Here is a 14,324-nt window from a genome sequence, read left to right on the forward strand (position 1 = left end):
ATGATAGGACGCTCACAAGTTCGCTTGGTTAATTTGCCCCTAGCGGGGGACTAAGAAAATATAAAACAAAATGCTTTTGTCCGCATTGCGTGCTAAAATTGTAAAACAATCAAATTATAGGGAGTTTTGTATGCCAAGAGAATTTAAAGAGATGAAACACAGAGAGCTTTTGTCTTTTATGAATAAATGCGATGCACGCATTGTTGAGCTTGAAACCGAGTTAAAAGCATTAGATAAAAAAGCCGAGAAGTTGAAAGGGCAAGTAGATAAATTTAAGGCAGATAGAAAAAAGGCGTTTAATCGTGTGGCAGAATTAGAAGGGTTTATGGTAGTAGAGAGCGAGGCAACAGAAAGTAAAAAAGTGGCAACAGAACAAAAACAAACAGAAGTGGCGGTTAAGAACAAAAAAGCGGTAACCGAACAAAAACAAGTAATCGGGCAAACACAAGCAAACAAGCGAGAAATACTTTTTGGTGAGGAGGGCTGGGTAAGCCCCGAAGACAACACGCACGCATTAGATGATGAGTAATGGGATCAATCGCTTCAATTAACTTTAAACCCACTAAAAACCCCGTGCAGGTTTTTCACAACAACCGCACGACCCCGCCAAATTATTTATTGTCCCAAATGCCATACACTGAGTGGAAATTGCGAGAGTTTTATTTTTTGTGTAACAGAAGTGGTGATGAGGCTTTGGTATTAAAACAGCGGATCATAGACAAAGCCATTGACACCTACATGAAAAAATTCGGGCAAAAGTTTCAAGCAAGGAGTTATCTTTGGAGTGCCGTTGTCAATATCAAGCCCGATACTACTATGCAAGACCTAGAAAGACTTGTAAAACATTTTAAAAACAAATACGGCTTTCAATGCTACCAAATCGCTATTCATAGAGATGAGGGACATATTGATGAATACGGCAATACTATTATCAATCACCACGCCCATTTGGAGTTTGTTACGCTTGATGAAGCCACGGGCAAGAACCGCTTTAGGGGCAGTTTGCAACGACCTAGAGCTTTGGGGCTTATGCAAACAGAAGTGGCGCAAATCCTAGGTATGGAGCGGGGCGCATACAAAAACGACACCATAGATGAAAACGGCAACTTCATTAAAGGCACGGGCAGAAAACGCATTGAACCTAGAGCTTACGCACAAGCTGTAGAAAAGAACAAAAGGCTTGATGCGGTTAGAGAGGAGATAAAGGGCTATGAGGCGTTGAGTATGAGTGTAGATCGTGTTTTGCAAGAGGCTACGGGCAAGACCAAAGATTTATGGGTGATCTTAGATTCAAAATTCAAAGGCGAAAGGCTAGAGGAAATCATCGGCGATGCCTTAGCACAAAAGAAAACCGATGAGAACACTGCCTTAAAGCAAGACTACCAAACCCTAGAAACCGCCGTTATTGATCTTGCTAGTGTTGTGGAGCAAATGGAGGGGGAACAAACAGAGAAAAAAAAATCCTTTACTTCACCTAGTCAAAAAAACACACCTAGAAAGCTCACGACCAAAGAATTAGCGACCTTTTGCAGCAAAGCCCGTAAATACATGATCGGTGTTAATGCCGAGCTGGGCGATCTAAAGCTCTACACGAAAAAGATTTACATGGCGGTTGGCGAACTAAAAAAGCATAGGCTCACAATCGCCGAAGTAAAGACCAAACTTGCCGAGATAGACGAACAAGCCAAAGCAGACTATGAGGCGTTACAAGAGCAATACGAGGGCTATTTAAGCCCCGATGATGTGGAGGCTAAACGCTCTAATGAATTGAATAGGCTCTGTCATTTTGCGGGTGTGGGACATGAATATGGTGCAGAGCCTTTTAAGGCTGATGAGGCTTTAAAGACCCTTGAGGCGGACATTAAACAACGCAACGCAGATTTAACCGCACTTTGTGAGAAAGCGGGCGGGGGCAAGTGGAACACGCCAAAATATGCTAAGGAACACCTTGAAAAAGGTATAGACAAGCTCAAAGAGCAAGCGGACAAGGCAGAAACAGCACAAACCGCCAAGGCAAACCTAGAAACCGCCATAAATGCCACTTACAGCGCATTGATTGATCCCAAAGAGCAAAAGAGCGATCTTGCAGCCCAAGACAAGCTCAAGGCGATAGAGGACAAAGGGCAAGAACAAGAAACCACGATTAACAATCTTAATGAGGCGATTAAGAGCAAGGACAAAGCTCTTGAGGACATGGAGGCATTGAAAACTTTTGAGGCAAAACAAACACAAACCTACAATGCCCTAAAGCGATCAAGGGACAGATACAAAGCGATGAGAGTAACTAACAAAGGGCTTGTAACACAACATGCTGATGAGCTTGCGACCTTGCAAGAACAGCACGCTAAAGAGCTTGCAGAGGCACAAAAGCCTAAAGAGCCAAATAACACCCTACAAACGCAAGATGTGCTAAAGCAAGAGGATATAGCCCCTAATCCTTTGCAAGAGCCCTACGACCTTTTAAAGGGGCAGCACGAGGCATTAAAACAAAAGCTAGAGAGCCTAGAAATCAATTTACCCATGATCCAAAGCATAGGCGAGGATTTGGCTTACCACTTGCAAGAAATCGCCAAACTAGCAAAGACAAAACCCGAAGAGGTTAAAGAGGCTATGCAAGAAATTTTAGACTTTGTTTGTGATTGCTTACAATTCACAAAAAGAGTAGAAAACTCTATGCAAGTAGCACAGCAAAAAGATAGTAGCGGCAAGCATATTTAGCTATATCAAGTGAATTTAGACAGATGAATTAGACAAGTAAAATTAAATGAAAATAGACAGATTAATACAAGTGAATTAATACAAGTGAATTAATACAAGTGAATTAATACAAGTGAATTAATACAAGTGAAAATTAAGTATTTGCTTTGTATAATTCATTTGCTAATTTAACTTGTAGGAGTAACACATGAAAATAGAGAACTTAGATGACTTAGCTCAATGCTTTAGTAGATTTGCCGCTTTAAAAGACAAGTTTAAACAAGCTCATCTTTTAGATGATTTTGAGGAGGCTTTAGAACTTCATAGCTTTTTAAGAGAAGTGGCACGAAAAGCTAGTAAGATTTCAATCCCCACAGATCAAGAAACTCATGAAGTGGATACTGCTAGCAAAAACTCAATGCTAGCAGAAACACCCAAACGGACTTATAAAGGTTCTAAGAGAGCAGAGATCGAACACACTAAGAGGCTAGAAAAGATAAAAGCCTTAGAGCTCAAAGAACAAGAGGGCACGCTTAACGATAATGAGAAACGGAGCTTGAAAAGTGCCCGCAAAGCTGAAAGGGAGTGGGAGGGAAAGAATAACACCTTAGATGATCCTTTGCAATAAGCCATGCAAGGGGCTCAACTCAAAAACAAAGGGACAAGACAAAAACAAAAACTCAAAAGGCAGAGCTTTGGATAAGGCAAAATTACAAGGCCAAAACTCACAAACCCAAGAACCCAAAATCTCACAAACCCAAAAGCTCACCAAACGAAAAAATGCAAGGGGACATCATGGAGCAAAGAAGTCTTACTAAAGCTCCATGTTCTTTTTGGTATTAAGTCTTGTTTTTGTGGTTCTCACTATGTTGTTTCTTGTATGTGCAGTTGTTTAAATTAAATGACTGTACATAGAAAGTTGTTTGAGTAAATGGAGGCAAAGAGAGCATTTTTAGTTCATTGCCCTTTTGCCCCCACGAACCCTAAATTGCAGATAATGGCATTTTTTTCTTTTTTTATTGTTTTGTAATGGGTTTTTCTAGCCTTGTTTGGGGTGTAATGGGGGTGTAAGAAGTGTAATGCCAAGTGTAATGGGTGGCAAACCCCTATTTTGCGGGTTTTCTAGGGTTTTTGTATGGTTGTAATGGGTTTTGGGCTTAATTTCTTTAGTTAAATAGAGATAACAAAAAGATAATACGCAAGAGAGCAAAAGTAACATAATTTACGAAAAAGAGAATATATAAACGGATTTGACCCAAAAATCCATTACAGCCCTTACAAAGAGGGCAAATGCCCTAAAATAGGGGTTTTTGAGGGCATTACACTTTTTTAGCCCCCCATTACTCCCCATTACAACCCATTACACCCATTACAAAGTGGCGCACAACACGCCTTTTGTCTTTTTTAGCCCCCAAATCTTTGGGCTAGACAAGCAAGCCCGATCAAGCAATGCCATTTTTTGGGTTTTGGTTTCTATGCATAGTTATTTTTTAATAACCGAGCATACGAGATTAGCACGAAAAAACAACTATGCTTAGTTATTATCTTATAACTACGCATACCCATTAACGATAGATAAAGCAAGCACACAGCGGGGTTTATGTGGTTTTTTATGTGATTTTTTGGTAAGATGATGATTTAAATATGTCGGCTGGCGCAAACCCGCTCAATGGTTTTAACCGAACTTTTGACACGAGCGAAGTTAAAACCTTTACCTAGAAAGGTAGGTAAGCAAATGCAAACAGATAATAACACAAACAGCCAACAAGCAAACTTAAATCAAGCCCCTGCCACACCGCAAACCCCCTTAGACAATGGGGCAGAGCTAGAAAACACCATAACCCCCTTTGAAATTGAGGACATCTTACCCGAACCCGAGCCTATCCAATCCCCCGAAGTATCCACCATTGTGGCTAATGATCTAACACCCCCGCTAGACAGCGCAGAGTTTGAGGCAAAGGTTAAAGAAATCACTAAGGAAAATGAGGGGGCGGGTTTTGTTAATTTTAGACTTAATAAAAACAAAAAACAGCTGAAGCACAACACGAGAAAATTACCCCCTAGCTATTTGCTCCCCAAATGGGCTAACAAGCTAGAAAAAGGGAGCGGGGTAATCAGCACTTGCACCGCAGAGCAAGCCCATAAAGCGGGCGAGAAATATATTTTAGAGTGCATTGAAACATACGAGCGCACCAAGCACCCCAAGGCCAACCACTTTAGTGTGAAAAAAAACTTCGTTTTTAGTATGGTTTTTAAGATACCTAAAGACATCACGATAGAGCGAATACAAGCCCTAATGGACCGCCTAAATGCCAAATATGGTTGGCTTTTTTATATGGGCTCAATCCACAATGATGAGGGGCACATAAAGGATTATTGCGGGTGTATGGTTAAGAACCGCCACGCTCATTTGGAGTTTATCGCCTTAGACAAGGATACAGGCACGATAAATTTTAAAGATGAGATAAAATTACCCAAGTTTAAGCGTGCCCTTTATACCGAGATTTGCGAGTTTTTAGGATTAACCCCTAGCCCTAATTTAGGCAAAGCGGGGTATAAAAGAAAGTATTTAAGCCCAAGAGAATATGCCGAGAAAAAGGCTAAAGAGTGCAGTAATTGCAAATCTAAGCAAGAGCAAATAGACATCTTGCGAGAGGCAAACGAGCACGACCACACCCCGCAAGGTTTTTTAGAAATTCTAAAACGCCTTATTGAAACCAAAGCAAGCACGCTCCCAGAGGCGGAAATTAAAGGATTATGGCAAGCTTACGAGCTTTATAAGCGGGTTTTTGGGGTAGAGGGCGATATACAGCCCCAAGAGAGTGGGAGCGCAAAGGTTATTGCTTATCAGCAAGAAGTGATAAAACGCCTTATGTTTCACTTGTCTAAGCTTGTGGCTGAGAACAAAAAAAAGAACCTTAAAACCCGCTCCAAACTTGTTGAGATTGACAAAAAAGACACCCAAATAGAGCGTTTAGAAAATAAAAATAAGCGGTTAATTGAGCGGATAACAAAACTAAATGGGTGGTTGCGATCTATTCAAGTGGATAAAATCCACATCGCCCCGCCCCCCGCCACAGAAACGCCCAAGCTCAAGCCTTTAAGCCCCATACCCAACGCATTTTTGTTAGATAAAACGAGTGGTGCAGTGCCTAATAGCCCCCTTGATTTGGCTATGCAAGGGGTTTTTGCGTTTCAAAAAGCAAAAATGGATAAGTTAGCCCGCCTAATAGCGGAACGACACTCTAAAAAACCCAGCGACTACCGCCGACTTATGGCTAGAATAGATAGCCCGCAAAAGCCCGATAAAAAGGCAGAGAACACCCAAGAGCTCCACACCATAGCGGGCACGCTAAACAAGGCTTTAGAGCCCGCCCAAAGTGTTGCGATCACAGAGCCCGCCACACCCCCGCCCCCGCCGATAATGTGGAGGCTTTGCAAACAACAGAGCCCGCACAAGTGCAAGAGCCCATTAAAGCCACAGAAAAGCCCCTAGAAAGCGAGGCAGAGCAAAACCAAGCCAACACATCGCCCGAGCCAAAAGAGAGCCTAGAGAGCCCGCTAGAGCCCTTTAAAGGCGTAGAGCCCGAGCAAAAGATAGATGAGCTCACAGAAATGCTAAAAACTGACATTGAGGCAATGGAAGTATATTTAGCAAATCTCACTTTCAATGGCGACAAGCAAGAGCTAGCCACGGCTGTGGAATACATGCAAGACATGGCAGAGGCTATGGAGCAAAATAGTGCCGAGATTGTGAAAGCCCGCAAGGCAATGGGGCAAGAATTAGATAAAAGCGATAACGAGCTTTTGGAGAGAGCAAAAGAGGTTATCCAAAATCTTAGAGAACCCATAGAGGTAGAGCTAGAGCCCGAACAAGAGGACATAGAGGCAGAAAGCACAGCGACAGATCAAGCAGAGCCCACAGAGCCCGAGCAAAAGATAAATGAGCTTACAGAAAGCCTAGAGGCTAACCTTGAAACAGCAAGGGATTTTTTAGGGGGCGGGGTTCAACAATGCGACTTGCAAGACCTAGCAGAGATTATAGAGCAAGATAGTGCCGAGTTTGTGAGAACCCACAAGGCAATGGGGCGGGAATTAAGAGAAAGCGATAACGAGCTTTTGGGGAAAGCAAAAGAGGCTATCCAAAAGCTTAGAGAGTTTGCTAATACGCTTGAGGACACAGAGCCCAAGCAAGTGGCAAAGCCTAGCAAATATCAATCTTTAGCCCTTGAGATTGTTAAAGAGGCTAAAAGCTTGCGAAACGACTTTGATAGTTTGGCTTATGAGCTCCTTAGCTCGCTATCTTTGTGTTATACCAACTTTTTACACCCCGATAGGTTAGGCAAGTTTGACACTAGAACCCAACAAAGACTTTTGAGCCAAGCCGATGCCATTAAAATGAGTAGGCTTGATCTAGCAAAAGAGGGGCGAGCACCCGCACACATGGTTAAGAATTTAAGGGACATGGCAAATGAAGCCATTACTATCTACAAAGAGGACAACCCCGAAACGGCTTTTAAAATCCCCTTGCGTGGTGTGCTTAGATTAGGAATTATGGTTTCGCAGTATGCCGATCGGCTGAACTTTTTTGAACCAATAAACTACATGGCTCACTTTGTTAAATTCTTGCCCTTTTGCCAAACCCCTAGACAAAAAGAGCTGTGGGCGAAATTCATTGCAGAAACCGACAACAGCCCCATAAACGAGGGGCTAGCAATCATCTTAGAGCACGCCACAGAGTGGATACAAGCACTCAATGATACACCGCCCCCCACGCAAAAGACTTCTAAGGGCAACAAAAAAGGCAAGGGCAAAGGCAAACGCAAGGGCAGAAAGTAGGTTTAACCCGCCCGCTTTAGCGTGGTTTTTGGCTTTGGGGCGCAACCTAGCCCCAACCCCTATGAACCCCCTTTGCATTTTATCAATGCGTTTTAAGGGTGTTTTCTGTGCTTGCAATGGCACACCACACCGACACAAAAACAAGCAAGGCGCATTGCTTTGGAGTGTGTTTAGCCCACTGAGCGCACACAGACCGCCTTATAGGCACATCGCCCATTTAACCGCCTTAGGCACAAGAAACCGCCCATAAAGAACCCCCATTTAACCGCCTTAGTCACTATGTTACCGCCTTAGGCACTATCTACCGCCTAAGGCACAGCGGTTTTTAACCGCCTAGAGCAGAGCCTTTTAGTATCTTTTTTGGCACATCGTGCCGATTTAACAAATTAGGCACTACCCCACTAGGGGGACGCTTCGCTTAGTGCCTAGTTTGCCCCTAGCGGGGGGCTTTTTTTGACAAATCTTACCAGATTTGTGGTATAATGTTTTCTAGTAGATAATGGCTATTTTTGGACTATGGGGGACTTATGGCAACCAAGCCACAGCAAGGGCAAGAACAGCCCGAGCAACCAAAGCATAAACAAGCGCAAGCACCAACAAGTGCCAAACGCACCCGCAAGCTAAAGCCCATTTGATTTGTTGTAAAGAATGTTGCTGTGTTAAATAAGTCCGTAGGGATGTTTTGTGCTTGGGTTTTGGTTTTCGTGGCATTTGATAACTTTTGTTTTAAGATACGCTGTATATAGCATAAAAACTACCAAAACACAATCCTTTTAACAAAAGTTTTTAACACCTATGAAACGATGATAGAGTGATAATTGGTAATGGATTAAATACTATTTAAAATATTAATGATTGTGGTTAATACAATATTTAATGTTTAAAAACATAGCTCGGCAAAACGGGCGATAAATACGTTTTTGAAACCTTGCTTAGGGTGATCATGCTGTTTTTAAAAAGTGTGGATTTGATTGAAAAAATCAGTGCATGCGATTATAGGCAAGAAAAAATAAGCAAATGGGCGTTAGTAGTAGTGCCCCAAAACTTCCATAGAGTGATATAATTACCGAAACATTTTGGAGATGAATATATGCCAAATTTAAAACATACACAAGTTGAAATGAAACAGCCATTACATGAAAAGCAGGTAGAAATAAGTGAAGAACAACGCGCAAAAATCGTTCAAGATGCCCGTGTTGCATGTCGAAAAAGACTCGAAGATCCAAACATTTTAGCGGTCTATAAAAGATTGGCTGACAAATAGTTTGATTTATATCAATATTGGTGAAACCATTGATATACATAATGAGATATTGGAGCTGACGGGGGGACTAAAAGGAATAAACCCTACTAGCATAGGTTACCTTGAGAGTGTGCTCAAACACATTAAGAATGATGATTACTACCCAACATTTGAGAGCAAAATAGCGCACCTTTTCTTTTCATGTGTCAAATTTCATCCATTTCCAGACGGCAATAAAAGAACAGCTGTTTATCTCTGTATGCATTTCTTTTTCATCAATAAGAAAGAAATAATGGATAAACTTGAAGAAAAATTGGAAAAACTTGTATTGGATGTTGCCGAAGACAAAATCTCAAAAGATGAATTAAGAACTATCTTTAAAAATTTTTCGGTCAAGGCAAACCAAAAATATGAGGACAAAATACACATAACACAACTGTTCATAAGCGACTGTGAAACAAAAGAGTAGCTTGAATAAGTTTATTCTCAATACCTCATTCTACCAAATTACTAAATTCTTAACAAAATGGCATACAAACTAAGCGACTTATCTTTACTCCAAAAGGAGCAACTTTTTAGAACCTTGCGTGTTACACTCACGCACCACAGCAACGCCATAGAAGGTTTAAGTTTGCAATTAGGCGAAACTAAGCAACTTTTAGAAAAAGGTTTAACCGCACCTAATAAGCCCCTACACGAACAGCTCATTATTTTGGGCTTTGCTAATGCCTACGACTTAGTTGTGCGTGAGGCTAGCAACAAAGACATGCTTTTAACCACAGGTTTTATTAAAGATTTACACTATTTGTTGTTTAAGACCGCTTTAGACATAACCCCGCAATTTGTTTCTAAGCCCATCGGCACTTACCGCACCGCTGAAGTCATTGTGGCGGGTGCAAATTTTGCCCCCACTCCCCCCATTTTTATCGCCCAAAAGTTAGAAAACTTATTGTTTCAATACCCGAGCAATGCCCTTAACCTAAACCAAATTGCTGTGTTTCATGCCGAATACGAGCGTATTCACCCTTTCATTGATGGCAATGGGCGCACAGGTCGGCTTATTATGGCATTTCAAGCTATCCAAAATGACTTAATCCCGCCCTTGATTGTGGATAGTCGGCGAGCGGAGTATTTGAGCTTTTTAGAAAGTTGTAAAGCAGAGGGTGATTGTGGCGGATTTGCTCGTTTTTTAGAGCGTTGCCAAGAGCAGAGCTTAGAACATATAGAGCAATAAATGCCGAAATTAACAAGAAAATAAGCGATTTTAAATACCTATCCAAAACAACAAGGGATTTTTTAGCATTTGAGCTAGTGGATATGTTTTCTCGTTTGGAGCGTTTTTTGGATAACTTGCCAATGAATTTAGCGCAAGCAAAAATAGCCCAAGAGAACAACACCCCCAAGAGTTTGGAGGCTTTAAAGGCGCAAAATGCAGGAATAGACAAAGAGGTTGATAGCCTAGGGACTTGTATGACAAAATACCTAAATCAGCCCATAATGAGGTTTTAGAAGTGTTAGAGAATATGATTAATGGCACAGCCGACAATAGGCAAGGCAGACCCGCAAAAGGCAAGCGAGCTAAAGGGGGAGGCGCAAATGTATTTGAGAGACTTGTATAACCTTAACAATGAATTGCCAAAGATTTTAGAGCAAGTGAAACAAGAGCAAGCCCAAAAGGAGTGAGGCAAACACATTTAGCATTGTATTTAATGCTATTTGTAATATTATTTATTTTCATTTAATGCAATTTGAAATATTTTTTATTGTTTTAAATGCTTTTGAGTTAAGGGCAAAGAACACGAAACTTTGTTATAGCTAAAAAGATGTTAAAAGGTAAAGGAATGAATGTAAAGGAATGAATCCAGATGAACAAAGCCTAGAAAACGCTAAACAGCTCTTTGAAAACGGGGCAATTAACGACATAGAAGTCGGCACGATTAAAGGATTGCAAGAAATACATAAGGCGCTTTTTCAAGGACTTTATAACTTTGCAGGACAAATCAGGGACAAGAATATCTCTAAAGGTTACTTTAGGTTTTGTTCGGCTTTGTATATCCACGAAATCCTTAAGAAAATTGAAACAATGCCCCAAACAAACTTTGAAGAAATCATAGAAAAATATGTGGAAATGAATGTAGCACACCCCTTTATGGAGGGCAATGGGCGTGCGACACGCATTTGGCTAGATTGCATTTTTAAAAAAGAATTAGGACTTGTTGTAAATTGGCAGTTTGTGGATAAGAACGGCTATTTATCCGCAATGGAGAGAAGCCCCGTTAATGATTTAGAACTAAAAACATTGCTCAAGGCGCATTTAACAAATAAGGTCGATGATAGGGAAGTTATTTTTAAAGGCATCACACAGTCTTACTACTATGAGGGCTTAGAGTTAAGGTCTATTGTGCCAAAAACCACGGGTAAGCAAAAATAAACGACAAAGAAGACCCGCCTACAAAAGGTCGCTGCTATAACAAAACCACGCTCAAATTGCCTTTAAAGGTTAATGTAATTCAAAGCCCCCGCAAAATAAGGGGTTGTGTGGTAGAGATTGCCCTAGAGCTTTGGCAAGGTAAGAGCTTTAAGGCAATGTGGCAGAGCTACTTTAGCCCCCTAAGATTTGCAGTAAGCCAAGACTTGCTAACTGTGGTTTTTCAATGTCTCATAAACCACCCTTTTAGCATCCTTTGCTCTTTGGCAAATCACTTCACTGCACGCCTTGATCAAACTACGGCTCGGGCGGTATTTAGGATGTGGAGTAAAAGTAAAGTTTTTGAGCTTATCGCATAAGTCTAAATGCCTAGGTGTGGTGTGCATTTCAACAAGTTTATTAAAGCGGTAGCCCAAACTGCTTTTAAAATAGTATGGTCGTATGTAAGCTAAATTAAAATACTTATCAATCCCCCATTGATCGATGAAGTTAAAAATTGCCCACCCATTGTCAAAGATAGGGGCGGGTTTTATGAGCTCATTTGTATCATTGTCTATCAACATCCCAAAATTACCCAAATGGCGGTCAATGTTGCCAATAATGGCATCAAAGAGCATTAAATCACTAAAGGCTTGCTTACCCATCACCGCTTCTATGGCTTGCTCTAATTCTTTTGAACGCAACACCTCATAAGGCAAACACTCCCAAATGGCTAAAAACCCCACTTCTTGACTTGTAAAAAGCGGGCAAGTGCTAAACCTTTCACGCCTCTCCCATTCCCCAATCCCTTTTTCTAGGCCATATTCCACACAATCTAAACCCATTGCTTGTGCGACTTGGGGCATATAGTATTCACATAAAGGCTCTCTAGCCACAACATAGCGCACTTCATCTCCCTCCCCTGTCCCCTTGATGAGTTCAATGCCCTGAGAAGTTCTATACCAACACTTTTTAAGCATACCATCTGTGGTGGGCTCGGGGCTTAGGATTTGTCCTTGTGTTTGCCCCCTATCCCCATTAAAAGCCACTCTTTGCAAAATAGGGTTAAACTCATTTTCAAAAAGATTAACATGAGCCCACTTATACAGATGTGCCTCGTTAGTGGGCACAACCCAAAAGCTGTCTTTTAGTGAGAGTGCGAAAGTTGTGTTAAGATAGGACAAAGGGTTTTTTTCATCAGCCTCTATGCCTCCCTCTAGGGCGTTTAAGATTGAATAAGCGAAACAGCGATTATCGGGGACTTTGCGTTTGCGTAGCCATCTTAAAAGGTGCTTTTCACTTGCCCCATTGATGCGGATATAATGGGGCAATAGAGCTTCATTCAATACTTTAAAGTGTAGGTTCTTGCCCTCGTTTAGCACTTCAAATTCTAAAACGGGGCGGTCTTTGTTCTTTAGAGTGTAGTGCATTTATACTCGCTTTTTAGCATTGTTTGGCATTGATTCTGGGTATTTTGGCTGTTTGGGCTGAAAAAGGAGACTGGAATGATGGCTTAAGTTGCCAAAAGCTCTTAAAAAGTTATTCAAGAGCAAGAGATGAGAGCTTTACATTAAGCCACTCATCAAAGCCATAAAACCTTTTATATCCCCCTTAACACCTCTAACGCTTCCAGTACCTTCACCATCGCCAAGGTGTCTAGCTTGCAATACTCCAAAAGGGCTTGTTTGGTTTGTTCTTGTTGCTCTTTTGGCATGCTAGGCATTTTGGCGTAAATGACCATGGCTTCTGTGCCCTTATGTACCAATTCCAAATCCTCATAAGCCCTTTCAAAGTCGGGTACCAAAGCGGGTAAAACGCTTTTGATGGAGTAACTGCCCACCATTTTGGGATCGTAGTAATGCCCTTCTTTAAATGGGATCATCAGGTCTAAAATGTTCTCTTTGATCGCCAGTAGTGCTTTGACCACTTGTTGGTGCTGTGCCTCCAACAAATCAGCCAAATCTTTCAGGACATTTTTCTCAAAGGCGGCGTTGTAGGCGAGCACACACGCATCTTGGGGGATGTCTTGGATAAGTTGCTCTGCCAAAGCCAAACGCCCATCGCTGCCACACTCGGCTAAAAACTCTCTGTGCTCTAGTTTACCATCACCATGATCGATGTGGATAGAGTATTGGAAGGGGACTTGCCCATGGGGTTTTGTGCCATCAAATGGAGGGATGGCGGGCTTATAAGTTTCAAAATCCAAATGATAGGCGGGGTATCTTATGGTTTCCAAAAACTTTTTAATCTCCTTCTGATCGATGTGTGCCTTGCCATTTAAAGCGCATTCCACTTGTATTTTTTGATTGCGCGTGAGAGCTTGGATGTCCTCTTTTTCTAAATCTGTGAAAAAGATTTTCTTGTTTTGGTATAACTTCATCTTGGAAGCAAATTTTTGATTTGCAATGGCAAAGATGTGCTCATGCCCTACAATCCCCCGCTGTTTCTCCCAACAATAATGTTTAGCCAAACACTCATAGGGTTTATCACAATGCTTGCCGATGTCGGTATCTGGCTCTTGTGGGTTTGCTAGGGTGCTCTGTATGTCCTCTAAACGCTGGAGCATTTCACTATAAAAGTCCTTGACAAACCCTAAAAAATCGTGCTTGACAAACAACTTTTCTAAATCCAGTGCCCCTTGTTTTGTGTAGGTGTTGTTGAGGCCAACTAAGTAAGCCCCCTTAATCTCGTAGCCACAACCTTTAAGGACATAGTATTGCACTGCCAAATCCCATAAATATTTCTTTTCGGGCTTTGTTTTGTTTTTATCGCCATAGACACTCGTGGAGCTTTTAACTTCATTCAACACCACGCCATCGCTGTGGATTTCTAAAATATCCACCATCACAACAACCCCTTGAAACTCAAAAGTCGCCTCATAAATGGTTTTAACACCTTGCTTCAATAATTCTTGTGTGCGCGCCACCATTTGCCCTATGTCTGTGTTATAAGCCACTTCCACCCCACCAGCAAACAACGCCCGCGCCAACTGCCCCACCTCTTTGCCCTCTTGCATCTCATTGTCCAGTTCTCCATGCGCATCATTTGCTTGCTCTAAAACCTCTGGTTTGTGTTCTGCAAACCACAGCATTTTAGGGCATCGCATGCCCTGGATAAACTTAGATTTAGACAACATCT

Annotated in this window: 14 protein-coding genes; 11 read left to right on the plus strand and 3 right to left on the minus strand. The window is 41.7% G+C overall.

Annotated features, from left to right (window positions below):
- Positions 1–178 precede the first annotated feature (178 nt).
- The 5 genes from QUE23_RS04450 to QUE23_RS04470 all read left to right on the plus strand — a co-directional run bounded on the left by QUE23_RS04450 (position 179) and on the right by QUE23_RS04470 (position 7,536).
- Positions 179–529 carry a hypothetical protein gene (locus tag QUE23_RS04450; protein ID WP_286349367.1) on the plus strand — a complete coding sequence of 117 codons (351 nt, stop codon included), beginning with the start codon at positions 179–181 and terminating at the stop codon, positions 527–529.
- Positions 529–2,718 carry a coiled-coil domain-containing protein gene (locus tag QUE23_RS04455; protein WP_286349368.1) on the plus strand — a complete coding sequence of 730 codons (2,190 nt, stop codon included), beginning with the start codon at positions 529–531 and terminating at the stop codon, positions 2,716–2,718. The genes QUE23_RS04450 and QUE23_RS04455 overlap by 1 nt, the downstream gene beginning before the upstream one ends.
- Before the next feature lie 187 nt (positions 2,719–2,905).
- Positions 2,906–3,325, plus strand: a complete 420-nt coding sequence (locus QUE23_RS04460; RefSeq protein ID WP_286349369.1) for a hypothetical protein — start codon at positions 2,906–2,908, stop codon at positions 3,323–3,325.
- A 1,107-nt stretch (positions 3,326–4,432) separates the two neighbouring features.
- Entirely contained in the window at positions 4,433–6,193 is a 1,761-nt protein-coding gene (locus tag QUE23_RS04465) for a hypothetical protein (protein ID WP_286349370.1), read from the plus strand.
- Positions 6,133–7,536, plus strand: a complete 1,404-nt coding sequence (locus tag QUE23_RS04470) for a hypothetical protein (protein ID WP_286349371.1) — start codon at positions 6,133–6,135, stop codon at positions 7,534–7,536. Before QUE23_RS04465 ends, QUE23_RS04470 begins: the two co-directional genes overlap by 61 nt.
- A gap of 82 nt (positions 7,537–7,618) precedes the next feature.
- On the opposite strand, the gene QUE23_RS04475 is transcribed toward QUE23_RS04470, so the two are convergent.
- Positions 7,619–7,753, minus strand: coding sequence for a hypothetical protein (locus tag QUE23_RS04475; protein ID WP_286349372.1), 135 nt, complete (start codon positions 7,751–7,753; stop codon positions 7,619–7,621).
- 873 nt (positions 7,754–8,626) lie between these two features.
- On the opposite strand from QUE23_RS04475, the gene QUE23_RS04480 reads away from it, so the two are divergent.
- The 6 genes from QUE23_RS04480 (at position 8,627) to fic (ending at position 11,210) form a co-directional block, all read left to right on the plus strand.
- Positions 8,627–8,800, plus strand: a complete 174-nt coding sequence (locus QUE23_RS04480) for a hypothetical protein (RefSeq protein ID WP_156295966.1) — start codon at positions 8,627–8,629, stop codon at positions 8,798–8,800.
- Position 8,801: 1 nt separating this feature from the next.
- The gene (locus tag QUE23_RS04485) at positions 8,802–9,248 is read left to right on the plus strand and encodes a type II toxin-antitoxin system death-on-curing family toxin (protein WP_286349373.1); all 447 of its coding nucleotides are present in this window, start codon (positions 8,802–8,804) and stop codon (positions 9,246–9,248) included.
- Between the two features lie 57 nt (positions 9,249–9,305).
- Complete coding sequence (locus QUE23_RS04490; protein ID WP_286349374.1) at positions 9,306–10,013, plus strand: Fic family protein; 708 nt, start codon at positions 9,306–9,308, stop codon at positions 10,011–10,013.
- A 107-nt stretch (positions 10,014–10,120) separates the two neighbouring features.
- Positions 10,121–10,288, plus strand: a complete 168-nt coding sequence (locus QUE23_RS04495) for a hypothetical protein (protein WP_286349375.1) — start codon at positions 10,121–10,123, stop codon at positions 10,286–10,288.
- 21 nt (positions 10,289–10,309) lie between these two features.
- Positions 10,310–10,462 carry a hypothetical protein gene (locus tag QUE23_RS04500; protein ID WP_286349376.1) on the plus strand — a complete coding sequence of 51 codons (153 nt, stop codon included), beginning with the start codon at positions 10,310–10,312 and terminating at the stop codon, positions 10,460–10,462.
- A gap of 172 nt (positions 10,463–10,634) precedes the next feature.
- The gene (gene fic / locus QUE23_RS04505) at positions 10,635–11,210 is read left to right on the plus strand and encodes a protein adenylyltransferase Fic (RefSeq protein WP_286349377.1); all 576 of its coding nucleotides are present in this window, start codon (positions 10,635–10,637) and stop codon (positions 11,208–11,210) included.
- Positions 11,211–11,416: 206 nt separating this feature from the next.
- Here the strand turns inward: fic and QUE23_RS04510 are convergent, their stop codons facing one another.
- Together QUE23_RS04510 and QUE23_RS04515 are read right to left on the minus strand one after the other, a co-directional pair.
- A complete protein-coding gene (locus QUE23_RS04510) occupies positions 11,417–12,616 on the minus strand; it encodes a HipA domain-containing protein (RefSeq protein WP_286349378.1) in 1,200 nt (399 codons plus the stop codon).
- 170 nt (positions 12,617–12,786) lie between these two features.
- Complete coding sequence (locus tag QUE23_RS04515) at positions 12,787–14,322, minus strand: DUF2779 domain-containing protein (RefSeq protein ID WP_286349379.1); 1,536 nt, start codon at positions 14,320–14,322, stop codon at positions 12,787–12,789.
- Between the last annotated feature and the right edge of the window lie 2 nt (positions 14,323–14,324).

It is taken from the genome of Helicobacter felistomachi, from assembly GCF_030296895.1.
In the GTDB taxonomy this organism is placed as follows: domain Bacteria; phylum Campylobacterota; class Campylobacteria; order Campylobacterales; family Helicobacteraceae; genus Helicobacter; species Helicobacter felistomachi.

Excerpts from the sequence above, each read along its gene's own strand:
- QUE23_RS04515 (WP_286349379.1), bottom strand. The coding sequence starts at position 14,322 with ATGTTGTCTAAATCTAAGTTTATCCAGGGCATGCGATGCCCTAAAATG.
- fic (WP_286349377.1), top strand. The coding sequence starts at position 10,635 with ATGAATCCAGATGAACAAAGCCTAGAAAACGCTAAACAGCTCTTTGAA.
- QUE23_RS04490 (WP_286349374.1), top strand. The coding sequence starts at position 9,306 with ATGGCATACAAACTAAGCGACTTATCTTTACTCCAAAAGGAGCAACTT.
- QUE23_RS04455 (WP_286349368.1), top strand. The coding sequence starts at position 529 with ATGGGATCAATCGCTTCAATTAACTTTAAACCCACTAAAAACCCCGTG.
- QUE23_RS04480 (WP_156295966.1), top strand. The coding sequence starts at position 8,627 with ATGCCAAATTTAAAACATACACAAGTTGAAATGAAACAGCCATTACAT.
- QUE23_RS04465 (WP_286349370.1), top strand. The coding sequence starts at position 4,433 with ATGCAAACAGATAATAACACAAACAGCCAACAAGCAAACTTAAATCAA.
- QUE23_RS04510 (WP_286349378.1), bottom strand. The coding sequence starts at position 12,616 with ATGCACTACACTCTAAAGAACAAAGACCGCCCCGTTTTAGAATTTGAA.
- QUE23_RS04500 (WP_286349376.1), top strand. The coding sequence starts at position 10,310 with ATGGCACAGCCGACAATAGGCAAGGCAGACCCGCAAAAGGCAAGCGAG.
- QUE23_RS04450 (WP_286349367.1), top strand. The coding sequence starts at position 179 with ATGAATAAATGCGATGCACGCATTGTTGAGCTTGAAACCGAGTTAAAA.
- QUE23_RS04475 (WP_286349372.1), bottom strand. The coding sequence starts at position 7,753 with ATGGGCGATGTGCCTATAAGGCGGTCTGTGTGCGCTCAGTGGGCTAAA.
- QUE23_RS04460 (WP_286349369.1), top strand. The coding sequence starts at position 2,906 with ATGAAAATAGAGAACTTAGATGACTTAGCTCAATGCTTTAGTAGATTT.